This window comes from Campylobacter concisus, assembly GCF_003048985.1.
In the GTDB taxonomy this organism is placed as follows: Bacteria; Campylobacterota; Campylobacteria; order Campylobacterales; family Campylobacteraceae; genus Campylobacter_A; species Campylobacter_A concisus_AY.
This window is the reverse complement of record NZ_PIRS01000001.1, coordinates 265,462-284,059: the sequence shown is the minus strand read 5'-3', so window position 1 is coordinate 284,059 and position 18,598 is coordinate 265,462. Positions and strand designations below refer to the sequence as shown.

The window sequence follows — 18,598 nt, the reverse complement described above, 5'->3', positions numbered from 1 at the left end:
ATTTTAAGATTATTGATAACAAGGCGTTTAAAATTTTAATCTTTAAAATTTATTTAAATATAATTATTAATACAATAAAATAATATTTGTCTTCTTTAAAAAAGATAAGATACAAAATAAACAAATTTCAAATGAAGGAGCTTATATGAATAATGACTTGCGTCAAAAGATAAATAGACGCTTAAGCGAACTTAGTGCATTGCCTAAGATGAAAAATGACACTAGTATTGCGCAGCTTTTAAAAGATAAGGGCTTTACTAGGCGTGATTTTATGAAGTGGGCTGGTGCGATGACAGCTTTTATGGCATTGCCAAGTGCGATGACACCGATGGTTGCTCGTGCTGCTGAGCTAAGCGATAGGCTCCCTGTGATATGGCTTCACATGGCTGAGTGTACTGGCTGTAGCGAGGGCTTGCTAAGAACTGACGCTCCAAGTATAGATAGCCTTATATTTGACTACATAAGCCTTGAATACCACGAAACTATCATGGCTGCTGCTGGTTGGCAGGCTGAAGAAAATTTAGAGCATGCGATAGAAAAATATAAAGGCAGATATATCCTGCTAGTTGAGGGTGGCGTCCCAACGGGAGCTACTGAGCACTTTTTGACAGTCGGACCTCATGGCACTAGCGGCAAAACTCACGCTATAAATGCCTCTGCTAACGCAGCTGCTATCTTTGCTATTGGCACCTGTTCTAGCTTTGGCGGTATCCAAGCAGCTAAGCCAAATCCAACAAATTCAGTCGGTCTTTCAAAGGTGACTGATAAGCCAGTCATAAACGTGCCAGGCTGTCCTCCAAGCGAGAAAAACATCGTTGGCAACGTGCTTCACTACTTGCTATTTGGCACCTTGCCTGCACTTGATGTTTATAACAGACCAAAATGGGCTTATGGCTTAAGAATTCACGATCTTTGCGAGAGACGTGGCCACTTTGACGCAGGCGAATTTGTCCAAAGCTTTGGCGACGAGGGTGCAAAAAATGGCTACTGCTTATATAAAGTAGGCTGTAAAGGTCCATATACATTTAATAACTGCTCACGCGAGAGATTTAACCAACACACATCATGGCCAGTTCAGGCAGGTCACGGCTGTATAGGCTGCTCAGAGCCAGACTTCTGGGATACGATGGGGCCGTTTGAAGAGCCGATGGCTGATAGGCTATTTGACACTGTTTTAGGGCTTGGCGCTGATAATGTAAGTGATAAAATAGGAATTGGAATTTTAGCTCTAGCTGGTATTGGCATAGCGGCTCACGCTGCACTAGCTTGTATGAGTAAAGATAAAGAATAAGGCGAAAAAATGAGTGAAAAAAGAATAGTAATAGACCCTATAACACGTATCGAGGGGCACTTAAGAATAGAAGTCGTAGTCGATGAAAACAACGTTGTAAAAGAGGCTTACTCTGGCTCAACTCTTTGGAGGGGCTTAGAGCAGATAGTAAAAAACAGAGACCCAAGAGATGCTGGCTTTTTTATGCAAAGAATTTGTGGCGTTTGCACATACTCACACTACCGAGCAGGCATAGTCGCAGTTGAGGACGCCCTTGGCATCAAGCCTCCGCTAAATGCAGAGCTAACTAGAACGCTCATGAACGCAGCTTTATATCTTCACGATCACATCGTGCATTTTTATCAGCTCCATGGCATGGACTGGGCAGACGTCGTCTCTGCACTAAGCGCAGACGTACATAAGGCTAGCGAGGAGGCGTTTAAATACACAAGCACGCCATTTGCAACAGGTGCAGACAAGCTAAAAGAGGTAAAAGAGAGGGTTGAAGCCTTTGTTAAAAAGGGCAACCTTGGACCATTTGCCAACGCATACTGGGGACATAGCACATATAAATTTACGCCAGAGCAAAATTTGATCGTCCTCTCTCACTACTTAGAGTGTCTTAGGATCCAAAGAACAGCAGCTCAGATGATGGCTATCTTTGGCGCGAAAAACCCACACCCACAAAGCCTAACAGTTGGCGGCGTGACCTGCGTGATGGACCTTATGGATCCAGCTAGAATGGGCGAATATATGAGCAAATTTGCTGAGATCAAAGAATTTGTAGATAGAGCTTACTATCCAGATATTTTGATGGCGGCTAAGGCTTATGCAAACGAGCCAAGCGTTCTAAACGATGTTGGCGTATCAAATTTATTCTGCTACGATGAGTTTTTGATCGGCAAAAATGACCATCTATTTAAAGGCGGTATCATCTTAAATGGCGATCTTAGCAAGGTCTATGACATAGACGAAGATAAGATCACAGAAGAGGCGACAAGGGCTTGGTATAAAAACGACAAAGCGCTTCACCCTTATGACGGCGAGACAGAGGCAAACTACACAGGCCTTGTTGATGGCGAGAGCATAGACGGCGAAGGCAAGCTAGCTCATAGCAAGCTTTTTGACACAAAGGGCAAATATAGCTGGATCAAAGCGCCAAGGTATGACGGCATGCCTATGCAAGTAGGACCGATCGCAAGCATCGTCATAAACTACGCTAAAGGCAACGAGAGAGTTAAAAAAGTAGTCGATGAGTTCTTGTCAAAGAGTGGCTTGCCACTAAGCGCGGTCTTTTCAACCCTAGGTAGAACCGCTGCTCGTATGCTTGAAGCAAAAGTGGTCGCAGAGCACACAATGGACGCATTTAATGCCTTAATCGAAAATTTAAAGACAGATCAAGAGACCTGCGCAAAATATGTCATAGATAATAGCAAAGAGTATAAAGGTCACTTTAAAGGCAATGCCCCAAGAGGCGCGCTAAGCCACTGGTGCCGCATAAAAGATGGCGTCATCTCAAACTGGCAAGCAGTCGTGCCAAGCACATGGAACGCCTCTCCAAAAGATGCCAAAGGTCAAATGGGTAGCTACGAGGCGTGCTTAGTTGGTATGAAGATCGCTGATCTTTCAAAACCACTTGAGATAATACGAAAAATTCACTCTTACGACCCTTGTATCGCGTGTGCCGTGCATGTTATGGACACGAAGGGAAATGATTTGAGTACTTATAAGATAAATCCAAATTTGTAAGGAGAAAAGATGTCACATAAAAATCCTGACAGGATCAGCGAATATGAATTCTCCATCGGCGTTAGGCTGACACACTGGATTAGATTTGTAGCTATCACGCTTTTGGTTGTGAGCGGCTACTACATCTCTTATGTCTTTATGAGCCCAGAGATCACGAGTGAGCCTACAAATTTCATGCAAGCAAAGTGGCGTTTGGCGCACCAGGTCGCTGGCTTTGTGCTAATAGCGGTATTTATCTTTAAATTCTATCTATTTGTCTTTGATAAACACAGCAAAAAAGAGTGGATGAGCGTGCTTGACTTTTTAAGTCCAAAAGTTTGGATAGCGCAGATCAAGTACTACATTTTTATGGGGCCACACCCGCATTTAAGGGGCGTTTATAACCCATTGCAGTTTGCCTCATACTTTTTCTTTTACGTCATCTTGGCACTCATTTGCCTAACTGGCCTAGTGCTTTACGCTCACGTTTATCACAATGGACTTGGCGGAGCGATCTACGAGCCAGCAAGATACTTTGAAGAGCTTATGGGCGGACTAGCAAATGTTAGAACGATACATAGAATTTGCATGTGGATCATCATGATATTTGTGCCTATTCACGTTTATATGGCGATATTTAACGCCGTTAAAGGCAAAAATGGAGCGATGGACGCCATCGTTAGTGGCTATAAATTTGTAAAAGAACACTGATGAGAGTGCTGGTTCTTGGCATTGGCAACGTGATGTTTGCTGATGAGGGCATAGGTGTTCATTTTGTAAATTTGATGGCTAAAAACTATAAATTTACAAGCTCTAAAAACGAACTTACTCTAATGGACGGGGGCACTTTAGCCCTCACTCTAACTCACATAATAAGCGAATTTGACTATCTTATCGTCGTTGATTGCATTAGCGCAAATGGCGCAAGCGTGGGCGATGTTTATTTTTTCGACTTTCTAAACGTGCCAAATTTTATCAGCTGGGACGGCTCGGCTCACGAGATCGAGATGCTTCAAACCCTTCATCTAATGGAGCTTGCAGGCGACAGGCCGACAACCAAAATCTTAGGCATCGTGCCTAGCCGCATAGAATCATCAAATTTTAGCCTCTCAGATGAAGTGATAAAAGCTTCTAACATCCTAGAAAAAACGCTGCTTGATCACTTAAAAGAGCTTGATTTTAAGTGCGAAAAGGTGGCAAATTTCACCTTAAACGACACCCTCGATGACTACGCCAAAAAAGGTTTAAAATGATACTTGCTTTTAAATTTGACTGTTTTAAAGACCCAGCCTTTTTGGCGCCATTTTTACACTCATTAGCTGGGGAGCTTAAGCACTCTATAAGCTGCAAAGATGATCAAATTTGCCTAAAAGTTAGTGGCTCAAATGAGGAGCTTAGCGCTCTAGCGGACAGAGCTAGCGTCATCTTGCCTTATAGCCTTTTTATAAAGCATAGCGAGGTCGATACGGCAGATGAGCTTGACGTGGCAGGTGAAATTAAAAAGATAAAATTTGGCACGCTTAGCCCATCTCAAGCTGCGGCATTTTTGGCTAATGGCAAGGCTATTTTAAATGAAAGTGGCGTGCTCTCTTTTAGTAAATTTGATGGCGAGATAACGCTTGATAATTTTAATGAAAAGCTAAAAACCTGCCTAAATTTATTAAAAAATGGTAAGAGCGTTTGCGTAGAGCAAGATGAAAATTTATATGAAATTTCTCTTGGGGTAAAATTTGATGCAAATTTCTTGATACCTACAAATTTAAAACAGCTACCAAAAATTTTTATAGCTGGTGATAGGGCGCAGATCGCGCTTGCTAGCTTTGAAAAGCCACTTTTGGCACTAAAGACGACAGCTATTTATAGGCAAAACCACGAGGGCGCACCGCTATTTTTTGACGTGATGGCACCAAATGACCTTTTTCTTTACGCCCTTTGCGAGCAGCTAAACAAAGAGGGCTTTAGTTTTTTAAGCGTTTCTGTAAATGAGCAAAAAAACGCCCTTTCAAGGCTTGCTTTACTTGAAAGTAGCGCGCTTTTAAGCCCATTTTTTTACACAAATGATGAGAAATTTGAGCTTAGCTATTTGGGCGAGGTGGCTTTGGGGCTTAAATTTAGCAAATTTAGCGATGATGAAATTTGCCTGCTTTCAAAATCAAGCAAAACGCAGCTTCTATTTTTACCAAAATTTAGTAGCTTTGAAGAAATTTATGAGCTCATAAGAGCCCAGGATGGTGGCGAAAGGCTACTTGAAAACTTCAGTAAAGAGCGCGCTCTGCCAAGCGATAAATTTAGCTCAAACGCTAGCTTTTTCTCGCTATTTTGCATAGCAGGACGCTTGATTGGCTTAAGTGATGAGTTTAAAAAAGCAGGGGAGAATTTGCTTCTTATGGCAAGCGATTTTAGCGGTCAAAAGGGCGTTAGGATCGATTATAAGATGAAAGATGACTTTGGTTTAGACGGGGTTAAGTTTGTAAAAAGTATTATTTCATTTATCCTTGCTGGCGCTGGAGAGAAGAATATCAGCTTTGGTTGCACCGAGTCTTTGGCGCATTTTTTGAGCGATTTTAGCTACGAAAAACGAGATAAATTTAACATTAAAAATGTTACTTTAAGCGGGGATTTATTTTACAATAAGGCAGTTAGCAACTTGATAAAAAAGCACCTAAACCCAAATATAAAAACAAATTTTGACCCCGGATTTGGCATTGAGATCAAGCTTTAGATATGAGATCAAAGGCTTAGTTCAAGGTGTGGGCTTTAGACCTTTTGTCTATACTTTGGCGCATAAATTTAAGCTTGTTGGCGAAATTTACAACGATGACGAGGGAGTGAAACTAAATTTTAGCGGCGAAGAGGCCAGCTTTTTGGCTTTTGAAAAAGAGCTTTATGAGAAGCTACCAGCCCTTGCTAGGATCGATGAACTAAAGAAATTTAAGATAGATAAAATTTACGAAAAGCTTGAGATCATCGCTTCAAAATCAGCCACCAAACAAGCGCCTATTTTGCCTGATTATGCGCTTTGTGACGACTGCTTGCGTGAGTTTTATGACCCTACAAATCCACGCTACAAATACCCATTTATAAACTGCACCAACTGCGGACCGAGATTTTCCATCATCAAAGCATTGCCTTATGACAGGGTAAATACGACGATGAACGAGTTTAAGATGTGCGAGTTTTGTGAGAGCGAGTACAAAGACCCGCTTAATCGCCGCTACCACGCAGAGCCGATCTCTTGCCCAAATTGCGGGCCAAAACTCTATCTAAAAGATAAATTTGGCAAAGTCTTAGCTAGCGAGAATGAAGCAGCCAAAGAGGCGGCTAGGCTCATAAATGAGGGTAAAATTTTAGCCATTAAAGGACTTGGTGGCTTTCATCTGGTTTGCGACGCGACAAATGAAGCTACAGTTTGCGAGCTAAGAGCCAGAAAGCACCGCCCAAGCAAGCCCTTTGCTCTGATGAGTAAAAATTTACAAAACGCTAGAGAGATAGCGCAAATTTCAGAGGCTGAGGCCAGACTTCTTAGCTCAAATTTAAAGCCGATCGTCCTGCTTGAAGCAAAAAATGGCTCAAATATCGCAAAAAGTGTCGCACCAAATTTAAATAAGCTTGGCGTCATGCTCGCATTTAGCGGCATACATCTTTTGCTATTTGATTATTTAGAACACGACATCATCGCAACTAGCGCAAATATCTCAGGCGAGGTTGTGATAAAAGATGAGAGCGAGCTAAGAGAAAAATTAGGTGAGGTTATAGACTTTTACCTTGATCACGACCGCGAAATTTACTCGCCAAGTGACGATAGTATCGCATTTTGCGTTGAAGATGAGACAATTTTTACAAGGACGAGCCGTGGGCTAAATCCAAATTTCATCCATACAAATTTCAAGCAAAAAGGGACGTTTTTAGCCCTTGGAGCGGAGCTAAAAAGCTCATTTTGTATCTATAAAGACGGCCTTTTGATGATTAGCCCATATATCGGCGATCTAAAAAACGTGGCGACTTTTGATAGGTTTAAGGATATTTTTACCCTTTTTGAAACGACTTATGATCTAAAAATAGACAAAGTTATAGCCGATCTGCATCCAAATTTTTTAAATACAAAATGGGCAAAAGATCAGGGCTTTGAGCTAGTTCATCTGCAGCACCACTACGCGCATTTGCTAAGTGTGATCTTTGAAAATGATTTGCCAGACAAAGAGTATCTTGGTTTTTGTTTTGATGGCACTGGATACGCAGAAGATGGCAAAATTTGGGGTGGCGAGATTTTTAGGCTAGATAAAAATAGCTACAAAAGGGTTTATCACTTTGATGAATTTAGCTTATTTGGCGGCGAAAATAGCATAAAAAATATCTATCTCATCGCTTATTCTATTATTTTGAAGTATGAGCTTGAGGACGAAGGGCGTAAATTTTTAGTAAATTTTGATGAAAAAGTGCTTCAAAATTTCAAAATGATGGAGCAAAAGGGGCTAAATTTAGTAAAAACAAGCTCTGTTGGTAGGATATTTGACGCATTTGGTGCGATAATATGTGGCATTTCTCACTCGAGTTTTGAGGGCGAAAGCGGCATGAGGCTTGAGGCGCTTTATGATAAAAATTTAGATGTGTGTTACAAATTTAGCCTAAATGACGGAGTTATCGGCTTTAAAGATGCCTTTAAAAGTGCTTTAAAAGATGAGCCAAGAGTGGCTGCAACGGCATTTATAAATGGCATGGCTGATATTATTTTTGAAATTTCTAAAAATGAGAAAAAAGAGATTTTACTAAGTGGCGGAGTTTTTCAAAATAAGACTTTGCTTGAGCTTATTTACAAAAAATTTACTGAAGTAAATTTGAAATTTTATATCAATAAGAAATTCTGTAGTAACGATTCTAACGTAAATTTAGGGCAAATTTATTATTATTTATCCACATTTTCTAATAAGTGATGTATAATGATTATAAACGGTAATCAAACGAGAAAGGAGCAAAAAATGGATAGTGTTATACGTTTTAGTGTCTCTTTGCCTAGTCAATTACTAGACGAACTAGACAGAAAGGTTAGCGAACAAGGCTACGCTTCTAGGAGCGAATTTACGAGGGATCTGATCCGCGAAAAGATCGTAAATGACAGCTGGAAGGACGCTAACGAGGAGTTGATTGGGGTTTTGACGCTCATTTATGTGCATCATCACAACGATTTGGTGAATAAAAAAATGGATATCGAGCATGACTCTGATGTGAAGATCATCTGCACAAATCACGTTCATGTCGATCACCACAACTGCTTAGAAACGATCTCGATAAGAGGTGAGGCTGGCAAGATAGAGCGCTTTGCTGATAGGATTGCTGGCTTAAAGGGTGTTAAGTTTTCTAAACTTACAAAGGCCGCTGTGCCTAAATTTTAAGTTAAAAGCCTTTTTGGCTCTTAATTTAGGATTTTTGTAAATAGCTAGCAGTGCTCTTGGCTGCGGAGCTTGTCTTATTTTGTCTTTTTGTTAGTTTTTTAGCAGTTTTTGTGATCCATTTTTGCAAATTTATAGCAGGGTTTTGTTGCATTTTTTTGCGCATGCCATGTATCTTTTTGGTAAAAATAGTTTGATGACCGTTTTTTGCTTGGGCTTTGGCTAAAGCTAAATTTGCAAAAGCCCGCCCAAGTTCTTTTTTGGCTTTTTAAGTTTCTCTCTTTTTGCTTTATTTTTGTTCTGGCATTTTTGGCGCTTGTATGCTATTATTAGCCACAAAAAAATGTCATTTAAAGAGAATGAAAGATGAATTTTTACAATAGAAATTTTCTGGCCAAAGAGCTAGATCGCTGGCAAAAAGAGGACGTGGTCGATAAGGCCACCGCTTTAAAGATAGCAAATTTATATGATATAGATATAAACGCTCATAGCGAAAAGACTAGTTTTATATTAAAGTTGGTTGCCTATCTCTTTTTTGCGCTGGCATTTTTTACCCTTGTTGGAGCTTACTGGGAGGAGATACCAAGGATGGGGCGCCTTGTCATCATCTTTGGAGTGCTTGCTCTTTTAAATTTTGGCGGAGTTTATTATCTCAAAAAGGGCAAAGACAAGCTTGGCACGGCCACGCTCTTTTTGGGAAATTTCTGCTACGGAGCTGCCATAGCGCTTATCGCTCAAATTTATAATATTAGCGACGAGCCAAGTGGTGGAGTTTTGCTCTGGAGCGTTGGAGCTATGGCACTCTCTTTTGCTAGCAAAAAGGGTCTGCTGGTGGCTCAAAGCCTTGTTTTTGCGACGATCTGGTTTGTTTTAAAGGGCACGGGCGGCGAGTTTGCTTATGAATTTATCATCTTTATAGCCCTTGGCACCTACACGCTTTATAAAAGTGACTCTATTTTTCTTACGATTGTGCTTTTGGCGGATATATTTTTCTACATCGTTTCGCTTTGCGCTAGGATCAGTGGGTTTAATGAATTTTATGGCTATGATCTTATGTTCAGAGCGCCGATGGCTGCTACTTTGTCGCTCTCATACGCGCTTTTACTTGTCGCGCTCTTTAGCACGTTAGCTGGCTTTAGAGATAGGCTAGCGCACCTTGTAAAAGGCTTTGGCAAGTATCTTGGCATCGTTATCTTGATCGTTTGCCTGATAGCTTATGCAAATGGCGACATCTACGAGCTAGAAGAAGATAAATTTTGGTTTGCAAAAGCATTTTTTTATAGCAGTTTTGGCAAGGTTTTTGCCGTATTTAGCATCGCTAGCATTGCGCTATTTTTCAAAGAGAAAAACAAAAGCGGCTTGCTTCTTGGCTTGATACTCTTTGCGTTGCCATTTGTCTTTAGTCTGGGCGTTGGATATGCAAATATCTTCTTCTCGCTAGCAAACATCATCGTTGCAGCCGTGCTTATCAAAAATGGCGAGCTAACGCTTGGACTATGCATGATATTCTTAGTTGCGGTGGTTAGATACTTTGAGCTAATAGGCGATTATTTGGGGGCTACGGCGCTATTTATCGTCTTTGCCTTCGTCGTGCTCGCAGTCGCTGCTAAAAAAGGACGTACAAAATGAAGATAAGATCACTGATACTAGCCATAATTTTTCAAATTTTACTAATAATTGCGATGCTCGCATACGCGCTCATGCCACTTTATCTTGGAAAAGAGGTAAAAGTGAGGGTAAAACTTTACGATCCAAGGGATCTCTTTCGCGGAAACTACGTGAGCTTGAGCTATGATTTTTCAGATTTTTCAAATCTGCAGCAGTCTAAATTTGATGAAAAAACTGGCGTTGAGATATATATATATGATAGAAATATCTCAAAAAATGATGAAATTTACGCCATTTTAAAGCAAGATGCTAATGCTACTTACGCTTTTGATAAATTTAGCTTTACTAAGCCAAAAGACGCTCTTTTCTTAGCTGGCAAATTTGATGGATATTTATTTGTAAAATATGGCATCGAAGAGTTTTACATGCCAACTAAAAAGGCAAAGCAGACTGAGCGAGAGATGATGGATCAAGATGTGGATGCTGTCGCTGTTTTGATGGTGATGGATGATGGTAGGGCAAGGCTAAAAGATATCATCATCACACCAAATGGCAAAAAAAGAAGCAATGATGAAAATTTTGATGAAAATGGCTACACAGATGATAACGAGAGCTTTGAAGAGCCAGTTCGCTTGCAAGATCAAAGGTAAATTTAAAGGGATGATTAAAAAACGGGTTAATTTATCTCATTTGCATAAAATGCCCTTAAATTTTAATTTTATTTTTAAATTTAAGCGTTAAAATCTCTGAAAATTAATAAAAAAGGATAATAAAATGTGTAAAGATTGCGGTTGTTCAATGGGTAATCACGCCCACACTCACACTCATGCTGATGGCACCACTCACTCACACCCACACACTCATGATGGGTATACAGATCACGCTCATGACGCACACGAGCATAGTCACGAGGCTCACGCGCACCCTGTGCTAAACGAGAGCAAAACCATAGACGTGATAGAGAAAATTCTATCTGAAAACGACAAAGAGGCCGCTCACAACAGAGCGCATCTTGATGAGAAAAAGATACTTTGTGTAAATTTGATGAGTAGTCCAGGCGCTGGCAAGACTACGCTTTTAGAGGCTACGATAAAGGCTGGTAAATTTAAAATAGGCGTTGTCGAGGGCGATCTTGAGACTAACCAAGATGCCGACCGTATAGTAAAAGCTGGCGCAAAAGCTCATCAGATAAGCACAGGTCAGACCTGCCACTTGGACGCTTTTATGGTGCATGAGGGGCTTCATCACCTGCCACTAAACGAGCTTGATCTAGTCTTTATAGAAAATGTAGGAAATTTAGTCTGTCCTGCTAGCTACGACGTTGGCTCGCACTTTAACGCTGTGCTTCTTTCAGTGCCAGAGGGCGATGATAAGGTGAGCAAATATCCAGTGATGTTTAGGGCTGCTGACGTGCTTTTGATCACAAAAGCTTCGCTTGCGCCGCACTTTGACTTTGATATCGAGCGAGTGAAAAACGACGCTAGAAAGCTAAATCCAAAGGTCGATATCTTTGTAGTAGATAGCAAAACAGGCGAGGGCATCGATAAGTGGATAAGTTATTTGGAATTTAAAAAAGAGCTAAGATAATGTGTCTTTCGATCCCTTCAAAAGTAATAGAAATAGATGAAAATAACGTTGCTACCGTTGAGACTCTGGGCGTTACTAGAAAGGTAAGCCTAGATCTCATCTCCGAAGAGGTACAAGTTGGCGAATACGTGCTAATCCACGTTGGATACGCCATGCAAAAGATCGATACGCAGTTTGCGCTTGAGAGCTTAGAGGTCTATCAAAAGATCGCTGAGGATATGGACGCGGGGAAAATTTGATGGATCTTATCAATGACTTTCGCGATAAAAATTTAATCCTAGCCCTTTCAAAGCTCATACAAAAAGAGAGCGTAAAACCGCTAAACATCATGGAAATTTGCGGTGGCCATACGCATAGCATTATGAAATTTGCACTGCCAAGCTTAGTTGGAGAGCATATAAATTTCGTCCACGGCCCAGGCTGTCCAGTCTGTGTGATGCCAAAAAGCCGCATAGATGAGGCCTGTAAGCTAGCTAGCATGGAGAATGTGATCTTTTGCACGCTAGCTGATATGCTAAGAGTGCCTGGCTCAAAGACAAGCTTGCAAAAGCTTCGCGGCGAAGGACACGATATAAGGGCACTTTACACGCCACTTGATGCGCTAAATATCGCTAAGCAAAATCCAGACAAAAAGGTCATATTTTTTGCGATCGGATTTGAGACGACGACGCCGATGAGCGCAAATTTGGTTGAAAAAGTGGTGCAAGAGGGCATTAAAAATTTATATTTTCATATAAATCACGTAACCGTCCCAGCGCCAGTTAGAGCTATAATGAGCGATGAAAACGTAAGGATAGGCGCATTTTTGGGACCAAGTCACGTAAGCGTCATCACTGGAAGCAAAATTTACAAAGAGCTAGCTAGCGAATTTAAAAGACCCATCGCCATTAGCGGTTTTGAGCCGCTTGATATCATGGCAAGTGTGCTAAATTTAGTCCGTCAGCAAAACGCAGGCACTTATGAAGTCTATAACGAGTACGCAAGGGCGGTTAAAGAAGAGGGCAACCTTAAGGCAAAAGAGCTCATAGCTAAGTATTTTGAGCCGTGCGACTTTGTCTGGAGAGGCCTTGGCGAGATAGCGCAAAGCGGTATGAAGCTAAAAGACGAGTTTGCCTATCTTGACGCTAGAGTGCAGTTTGACTGCAGCGTAGAGAGCGCTGGCGAGAGCAAGGCTTGCATTTGTGGGCAAATTTTAAGAGGGCTAGCAAAGCCGACTGATTGTAAGGTCTTTGGCAAGGTCTGCAACCCGCAAAATCCGATAGGATCGTGCATGGTATCAAGCGAGGGCGCTTGTGCGGCATATTTTAAATACGCAAGAGTTGGTTAAGGAATTTAATGAAAAAGATAATGCTAAGCCACGGCGGCGGCGGCGAGGAGATGAACTCGCTTATAAACGAGACGATATTTAAAATTTTTGATAATGAAATTTTAAGGCAGAGCAACGACTCAGCGATACTAAATTTAAACGGCAAGATCGCATTTAGCTCCGATAGCTTTGTGGTAACTCCCATTTTTTTTAATGGCGGCGATATCGGCAAGATCGCAGCTTGCGGCACTATAAACGACCTAGCAATGGTTGGAGCAAGCGCAAAATACCTAAGCTGCTCGCTCATCATCGAAGAGGGGCTTAGTATAGAGGAGCTCGAGCGTGTGCTTGGCTCGCTTGCAAAAACTTGTAAAGATAGCGGCGTGAGCGTAGTTTGTGGCGATACGAAGGTCGTGCCAAAGGGCAAATGCGATAAAATTTTCATAAACACAGCAGGCATCGGCGAGATAGTTTGCGAAGGTGTGGAGCTTAAAAATTTAAAAGCAGGAGCAAAAATTCTCATCTCTGGAGATGTTGGCAGACACGGCGGTGTGGTGCTAGCAGCAAGAGAGGAATTTGAGCTTGGGCTTGATCTAAAAAGTGACTGCAAGAGCCTAAAAGAGGTTGTCTTAAAGCTATTTAGCGCTGGTATAAAGCCACAAACTATGCGTGATGCGACTAGAGGCGGACTAAGTGCGGTGCTAAACGAGTGGGCTAAATTTAGCAAATTTGACATCTTAGTTTTTGAAGAAAATATCAAGGTCGCAGACGAAGTGATGGGCGTTTGTGAGCTGTTTGGTTTTGAGCCTTATGAACTTGCAAATGAAGGTACTTTTGTGATGGCTGTTGATGAGAGCCAGGCTGAAGAGGCACTTAAAATTTTAAGAGAATTTGATAAAAACGCGATGATAATAGGCGAGGTAATGGAGGCCAAAAACGAGCGTGTCATCATAGAAAACGCCTATAAATCAAGAAGATTTCTCGAGCCGCCAAAGGGCGAGCTACTACCAAGGATCTGCTAATGCACGAGCTTAGTATCGTTCAAAATTTAGTCAGTCTTTGTGAGAAAAATGCCGCCAAAGAAAATGCCAAAGAGATAAGCAAGATCGAGATAAAAGTTGGTCGCTTAAGCGGAGTGGAGCCACACTATCTGGAGAGTGCCTTTGATGTTTATAAGGCTGGCACGATCTGTGAAAACGCCGAGCTTGTCATAAATTTACAAGGCATTGTGATTGAGTGTTTGGACTGTGGATTTGGCGGGGAGCTTAGCGAAAATGACTTTACTTGTCCAAAGTGCAAAAGTCAAAATTTAAAGGTTACTGACGGCGAGGATATGTATCTTATGCGCCTTGAGATGAAGTAAATTTTACGTATTATAATGCGTAAAATTTTATGAATTTAATGATTTTTATGGATAGTGTTAAATTTTTCTCAATCAAACGCCTAAAAAGCTATAAAAACGAGCAAGAGCATAAAAAGAACTTTTTGCTAGTACAGGCTGGCTTAAAAACTTGGTATTTTAGAAATTGCCACGAGAAATTTAGCTTTTAAGGCTTTAGTGGATAATAACAAGGTAGATATTTTAAGCTCTTTTGGCGGCTACTTCAAGCTAGATGATCTCTTTCGGACACTTTTTATGGTGGCATTAATATGCAGAGCTAAATATCCTACGCTAATATGTTGATACTTGAGCCAGCAAATAGTGCCAAGTGCGGACATAGCTACAGCTCTAAAAAATATCGTGCTTATCACGTTTGGGGACAAAAATTTACTAAAGCCACATAGCTCAAAGATAGCTTATTTTGGCGGGTATTCTTCTATTACAAAGACTATAAATCAGGCTAAATTTCATAGCTACATTATAAATTTAGCTAGATCGTAAAATTTAACGCCTTTGCACAAAAGCGCTTTAGTTTTTAAAAGAGCTGTAGATACTGCGAAAATCTAAATTTAACTACAAAACAAGCTTTTATTAAAATAAGGTCTTGCTGCAAAAATAACAAGCCCAGCACTTCATTTTAAAACTAAATACAAATCGAACTAAAAAGACTTTGGCAGGCATCGAACCATGAATGTTAGGTGATAATGATGTACTTTTTGTTTAGACGAAGTGTCAGTAAGACACACAAGCAAGTGGCGGACAGGCTCCGCCGTAAATTTTGTAAAAAGTCAGACTAAACAATATTTTTGCGTAGCACTTTACTCAAATATCAAAAATGGAGCTTGCAGGACATTTCTTATTATCTTTAGTGGTGAGAGCAGGGCGTCTTGCAAGATCTGCGTCGAGTACTCTGGCTTTTCGGTCGTGCCACGTATGGAGATGACGGTTGAGAGCGAGCGGTCTTTGCCAAGGATGATTTGGTTGATAAGTGGGATCTTGTCGATGATGCCGCTTGCGTCTTTTAGTATCTTTAGTTCAAGGTCGATGTTTATCTTTTTGCTCTTTAGATCGATCGTGCCGCGTCCGCCGATATCTGCGCTCGTGCCTATCATCTCTATGGCTAAAAACTCGATCACGTCACCCTTTCTAGTTAGTAAAATTTTGCCGTTTTTAACGGTAAAACCTTTGTCGTTAAAATCAGGCGTTTTAAAGCTAAGAAGCGACGGCACCGAGTTTAGAAAGCTTAAGAGCCTTTGATAAAAGATGTAGTCTTTTAGATAGGTGCCAAAAAATCTCACCTCAGCCTTGAAATTTTTAGAGCTCTCCCCAAGCATTTTTAGGCGAAATTTACCGCCCTCAAAGCTCTTGGTGCCTAAAAGACCATTGATAAACTCGCCGCTTATATCAGTTGCGTCTAAATTTATGCTTTTCTCATCGCTAAAATATCCAACTCTGCCTTGCTTTGCCAGTCCATTTAGCGAGGTGCTTTTGCCCTTTTTTTCGGCGCTAAAGCTAGTAAATGGCAAGGTTTTGTTTAAGTCCTTTAAGATGATGTCGCCATTTTTTGCAAAGAGCTCAAGTGGCGTGCTTTGCTCTTTTGTGCTGTTGTCATCAAGCACAAGCAAATTTAGGTCGTTACTCTTAACCTCTATGCCCTTTTCAGCGATATTTAAAGAGAGTTTTTTGCTTGCACTTTGCACCTTTACGCCAGCTTTTGAGACCGTGATCAAAAAGTCATCACTATCATATTTTGAGCCATTTTTGTCCGAAAACGGCAGGTCAAATTTAAGCCCTTTTGCCAAAAATTCAAGATTAACAAAGTCCTTGCTCTTTATGCTCACATCTTCAAAGCCAAGCACGCCATTTTGCTTTAAAAGTGGGGAGTTTTGCATGATGAAGTTGCTATTTTTTGTAGCTATCGTGCTCTCATCGCCAAAGCTTAAATTTATCCAAAAAGGCTCAATGCTAAGCGTTGTCTCACTTGGCTTGCTAAAGTCAAGAATTGCAGTAAATGGCTCATTTTTAAAGGCTAAAATTTCATCATTTTTCTCTTTTAGATCAAAGCTCTCTATGACGCCTTTTATCTCACCGGTGCTTTTTTGTAAATTTATATTGGCTTTTGCATTTGCCCTGAAAAAGTCAAGCCCAAAGCCGCTTGCATCGATGTTTAGAGCAGAAGTATTTACAAGTTTTACAAGGGCGCTTTTAGCGTTAAATTTACTCCCAGCGATATCTAAAACTGCGTCGCTTATCTTAAAATCGCCATTTGCGATGACACTTTTTTCGTCAAAATTTTCTAAGCTTTTCTCATCAAGTTTTATCAAAATTTTTAGGCTAGCGTCCATTTTTCCGCTTAGTTGCCTTACTGGCACGTTGATTTTATAAGCTCTTAGTATCTCATTTATCGCCTCATCGTAAATGGAATTTGTCTTTATAAAAAGCTCTAAATTTGCACTCTTTTCATCAAAGATATTATTTATCGCGACATTTGAGCCATCAAGCTTTTTGCCCTTATAAACTGGAGCCGTTAGGTCAAATTTAAGCTTTGAGTTATTAAGCGTGATATTTGCCTCAGCGACATTTACGGCTGGCAAGCCTTTATCAAATTTAACAAGTAAATTTTTGGCATTTGCAGTTGCATTTAGATCGTTTAAGAAAAGATCATTTTCTTTAAGGTCAGCCTTGCCGTTTATCTCATTTAGATGATAGTCGTCAGCCACGATGTAGCCATATATCCAGTTTTTAACCTCGCTGTTTAGATGTATGCGGCTATCAAGCTCAGCGATGAAGTCCTTGATACTGCCAGCATTTACGTCATAGGCTTTGTAGGTTAAAAGCGTATCTTTTAAGGCAAAGCTAAGCTTGCCATTTAGCTCGTGCGAGGTGAAATTTCCATCAAATTTATAATCATCATTGTCAAAATTTGCACTGCCTTCGCCGCTAATGCTTACGTTAAAATCTTTAAGGCTTAAATTTCTTACTATGAAGCGATCAACACCATTTTGTTGCTCGTTTTGAAATTTGATATCTATGTTTAGATAAGGGCTATCGACGAAAAATATATCATCTAAAAATAAAACTTTGATCTTAAAATCATCGCCGATTTGCACGCTCTCAAGCGAAATTTCTTGAAAAAATGTGTCAAGATAATCAACACCCTGACTAAGGTTTAAAAGCTGCTTGTCGCTGGTTTTTTGCTCTGCGTTTTGTTTAAATTTAGGTAGCTTGATCTGCTTTGCTCTTACAATTATTTTTTTATCTAACTTTATATATAATTGCTCCAATTTTACGCCGTAAAACTCGAAATCGTTAATTTTTATGCCGTATTTTAAAAGCAAAAGAAGCGAAAGAATCAAAATGATAAAAAATTTTATAAAAAAGCCGTATCTGGATATTTTCTTTGATATCGTACTCATCGTTGTCCTAAGCGTATTTGTCTATTTGGCACGCCCCATAAACACGAGCAAGGTCGTCTTTGTGCCAAAGGGAAGTGTGGGCGAAATTATATCTTATTTAGCTAATCGCAACTTTAACTTAAGCGCGATCGACAAGTACGCCATGCGCTTTATCGGTTCGCCTCAGTCAGGCTGGATCGAGATAGGCAAAGATAAAATTTCAAGGGTTGATTTTTTAAAAAAACTTGCCAAGGCAAAGGCAGCGATGACCGAGATCACGCTCATTCCAGGTGAGACTACGATAGTTTTTTTAAATCAAATCGCTGCCCAGCTAGGACTTGACGGAGCTAAACTAAATAGCGAGTATAACGCCATTGCTCCAGTTAGTGACGGCTTTTTGATGCCAAATACTTATAAAATTCCAGTTGGCATCAGCGAAAGACATCTAGCCTATTACCTTGTAAATTCATCTAAAAAGGCGCAAAGCGAGATCAGCAGGAAAATTTTTGGTGAATACAACGAGAAAAAGTGGTTTAAAATTTTAACCATCGCCTCGATCATCCAAAAAGAGGCCGCAAATGACGCTGAGATGCCTCTTGTCGCCTCCGTCATCTACAACCGCCTAGATAAGGGCATGAGACTGCAGATGGACGGCACGCTAAATTATGGCATCTACTCGCACGATGTGATCACGGCTGAGCGTATAAGAAGCGACATGAGCGAGTTTAACACCTATCTAAACGACGGCATCCCGCCAAGTCCAGTCTGCTCGGTCTCAATAAGTGCGATAAAAGCAGCGATAAACCCTGCAAAGAGCGATTATTTATACTTTGTGCTTGATAAAAAGGCGAAAAAACACATTTTTTCAAAAACCTTAAGCGAGCACAATCAAAATATCGCAAAATAGGGCTAGAATACAACTAGCTTTAATAAAAA

At 40.6% G+C, this 18,598-nt stretch carries 18 protein-coding genes; 17 read left to right on the top strand and 1 reads right to left on the bottom strand.

Annotated features, from left to right (window positions below):
- The first annotated feature begins 145 nt into the window (after positions 1-145).
- From CVS91_RS01365 to CVS91_RS01295, 16 genes are all read left to right on the top strand, one after another.
- The gene (locus CVS91_RS01365) at positions 146-1,291 is read left to right on the top strand and encodes a hydrogenase small subunit (RefSeq protein ID WP_103634173.1); all 1,146 of its coding nucleotides are present in this window, start codon (positions 146-148) and stop codon (positions 1,289-1,291) included.
- 9 nt (positions 1,292-1,300) lie between these two features.
- Positions 1,301-3,019 (top strand): nickel-dependent hydrogenase large subunit, encoded by a 1,719-nt coding sequence (locus tag CVS91_RS01360; RefSeq protein ID WP_107829768.1) that lies wholly within the window; start codon positions 1,301-1,303, stop codon positions 3,017-3,019.
- A 9-nt stretch (positions 3,020-3,028) separates the two neighbouring features.
- A complete protein-coding gene (gene cybH, locus CVS91_RS01355) occupies positions 3,029-3,709 on the top strand; it encodes a Ni/Fe-hydrogenase, b-type cytochrome subunit (protein ID WP_021089089.1) in 681 nt (226 codons plus the stop codon).
- Positions 3,709-4,251, top strand: coding sequence for a HyaD/HybD family hydrogenase maturation endopeptidase (locus CVS91_RS01350; protein ID WP_107829766.1), 543 nt, complete (start codon positions 3,709-3,711; stop codon positions 4,249-4,251). The genes cybH and CVS91_RS01350 overlap by 1 nt, the downstream gene beginning before the upstream one ends.
- Entirely contained in the window at positions 4,248-5,720 is a 1,473-nt protein-coding gene (locus tag CVS91_RS01345) for a hypothetical protein (protein ID WP_107829764.1), read from the top strand. Before CVS91_RS01350 ends, CVS91_RS01345 begins: the two co-directional genes overlap by 4 nt.
- Positions 5,704-7,929 carry a carbamoyltransferase HypF gene (hypF, locus tag CVS91_RS01340; protein WP_107829762.1) on the top strand — a complete coding sequence of 742 codons (2,226 nt, stop codon included), beginning with the start codon at positions 5,704-5,706 and terminating at the stop codon, positions 7,927-7,929. Before CVS91_RS01345 ends, hypF begins: the two co-directional genes overlap by 17 nt.
- 45 nt (positions 7,930-7,974) lie before the next feature.
- Positions 7,975-8,388: a nickel-responsive transcriptional regulator NikR gene (gene nikR / locus CVS91_RS01335; RefSeq protein WP_107829760.1), complete on the top strand. Its 414-nt coding sequence runs from the start codon at positions 7,975-7,977 to the stop codon at positions 8,386-8,388.
- A gap of 363 nt (positions 8,389-8,751) precedes the next feature.
- The gene (locus CVS91_RS01330) at positions 8,752-10,014 is read left to right on the top strand and encodes a DUF2157 domain-containing protein (RefSeq protein WP_107829758.1); all 1,263 of its coding nucleotides are present in this window, start codon (positions 8,752-8,754) and stop codon (positions 10,012-10,014) included.
- A complete protein-coding gene (locus tag CVS91_RS01325; RefSeq protein ID WP_107829756.1) occupies positions 10,011-10,643 on the top strand; it encodes a GDYXXLXY domain-containing protein in 633 nt (210 codons plus the stop codon). The genes CVS91_RS01330 and CVS91_RS01325 overlap by 4 nt, the downstream gene beginning before the upstream one ends.
- 124 nt (positions 10,644-10,767) lie before the next feature.
- A complete protein-coding gene (hypB, locus tag CVS91_RS01320) occupies positions 10,768-11,580 on the top strand; it encodes a hydrogenase nickel incorporation protein HypB (RefSeq protein WP_107829754.1) in 813 nt (270 codons plus the stop codon).
- Positions 11,580-11,819, top strand: coding sequence for a HypC/HybG/HupF family hydrogenase formation chaperone (locus CVS91_RS01315; protein WP_107829752.1), 240 nt, complete (start codon positions 11,580-11,582; stop codon positions 11,817-11,819). Before hypB ends, CVS91_RS01315 begins: the two co-directional genes overlap by 1 nt.
- Positions 11,819-12,907, top strand: coding sequence for a hydrogenase formation protein HypD (gene hypD / locus CVS91_RS01310; protein ID WP_107829750.1), 1,089 nt, complete (start codon positions 11,819-11,821; stop codon positions 12,905-12,907). Before CVS91_RS01315 ends, hypD begins: the two co-directional genes overlap by 1 nt.
- An 8-nt stretch (positions 12,908-12,915) precedes the next feature.
- Positions 12,916-13,908, top strand: coding sequence for a hydrogenase expression/formation protein HypE (gene hypE, locus CVS91_RS01305; protein WP_107829748.1), 993 nt, complete (start codon positions 12,916-12,918; stop codon positions 13,906-13,908).
- Positions 13,908-14,249, top strand: a complete 342-nt coding sequence (gene hypA, locus CVS91_RS01300) for a hydrogenase maturation nickel metallochaperone HypA (RefSeq protein WP_021089151.1) — start codon at positions 13,908-13,910, stop codon at positions 14,247-14,249. Before hypE ends, hypA begins: the two co-directional genes overlap by 1 nt.
- Positions 14,250-14,296: 47 nt before the next feature.
- The gene (locus tag CVS91_RS10170) at positions 14,297-14,437 is read left to right on the top strand and encodes a hypothetical protein (RefSeq protein ID WP_199906212.1); all 141 of its coding nucleotides are present in this window, start codon (positions 14,297-14,299) and stop codon (positions 14,435-14,437) included.
- A gap of 136 nt (positions 14,438-14,573) precedes the next feature.
- A complete protein-coding gene (locus tag CVS91_RS01295) occupies positions 14,574-14,768 on the top strand; it encodes a hypothetical protein (protein ID WP_107829746.1) in 195 nt (64 codons plus the stop codon).
- Positions 14,769-15,085: 317 nt separating this feature from the next.
- Here the strand turns inward: CVS91_RS01295 and CVS91_RS01290 are convergent, their stop codons facing one another.
- Positions 15,086-17,551, bottom strand: coding sequence for an AsmA-like C-terminal domain-containing protein (locus tag CVS91_RS01290; protein WP_107829778.1), 2,466 nt, complete (start codon positions 17,549-17,551; stop codon positions 15,086-15,088).
- A gap of 73 nt (positions 17,552-17,624) precedes the next feature.
- On the opposite strand from CVS91_RS01290, the gene mltG reads away from it, so the two are divergent.
- Positions 17,625-18,569, top strand: a complete 945-nt coding sequence (mltG, locus tag CVS91_RS01285) for an endolytic transglycosylase MltG (protein ID WP_107829744.1) — start codon at positions 17,625-17,627, stop codon at positions 18,567-18,569.
- Positions 18,570-18,598: the final 29 nt, after the last annotated feature.

Excerpts from the sequence above, each read along its gene's own strand:
- CVS91_RS01350 (WP_107829766.1), top strand. The coding sequence starts at position 3,709 with ATGAGAGTGCTGGTTCTTGGCATTGGCAACGTGATGTTTGCTGATGAG.
- CVS91_RS10170 (WP_199906212.1), top strand. The coding sequence starts at position 14,297 with ATGGATAGTGTTAAATTTTTCTCAATCAAACGCCTAAAAAGCTATAAA.
- nikR (WP_107829760.1), top strand. The coding sequence starts at position 7,975 with ATGGATAGTGTTATACGTTTTAGTGTCTCTTTGCCTAGTCAATTACTA.
- hypB (WP_107829754.1), top strand. The coding sequence starts at position 10,768 with ATGTGTAAAGATTGCGGTTGTTCAATGGGTAATCACGCCCACACTCAC.
- hypD (WP_107829750.1), top strand. The coding sequence starts at position 11,819 with ATGGATCTTATCAATGACTTTCGCGATAAAAATTTAATCCTAGCCCTT.
- hypA (WP_021089151.1), top strand. The coding sequence starts at position 13,908 with ATGCACGAGCTTAGTATCGTTCAAAATTTAGTCAGTCTTTGTGAGAAA.
- CVS91_RS01325 (WP_107829756.1), top strand. The coding sequence starts at position 10,011 with ATGAAGATAAGATCACTGATACTAGCCATAATTTTTCAAATTTTACTA.
- CVS91_RS01365 (WP_103634173.1), top strand. The coding sequence starts at position 146 with ATGAATAATGACTTGCGTCAAAAGATAAATAGACGCTTAAGCGAACTT.
- CVS91_RS01315 (WP_107829752.1), top strand. The coding sequence starts at position 11,580 with ATGTGTCTTTCGATCCCTTCAAAAGTAATAGAAATAGATGAAAATAAC.
- CVS91_RS01345 (WP_107829764.1), top strand. The coding sequence starts at position 4,248 with ATGATACTTGCTTTTAAATTTGACTGTTTTAAAGACCCAGCCTTTTTG.
- CVS91_RS01360 (WP_107829768.1), top strand. The coding sequence starts at position 1,301 with ATGAGTGAAAAAAGAATAGTAATAGACCCTATAACACGTATCGAGGGG.
- cybH (WP_021089089.1), top strand. The coding sequence starts at position 3,029 with ATGTCACATAAAAATCCTGACAGGATCAGCGAATATGAATTCTCCATC.
- mltG (WP_107829744.1), top strand. The coding sequence starts at position 17,625 with ATGATAAAAAATTTTATAAAAAAGCCGTATCTGGATATTTTCTTTGAT.
- CVS91_RS01330 (WP_107829758.1), top strand. The coding sequence starts at position 8,752 with ATGAATTTTTACAATAGAAATTTTCTGGCCAAAGAGCTAGATCGCTGG.
- hypE (WP_107829748.1), top strand. The coding sequence starts at position 12,916 with ATGAAAAAGATAATGCTAAGCCACGGCGGCGGCGGCGAGGAGATGAAC.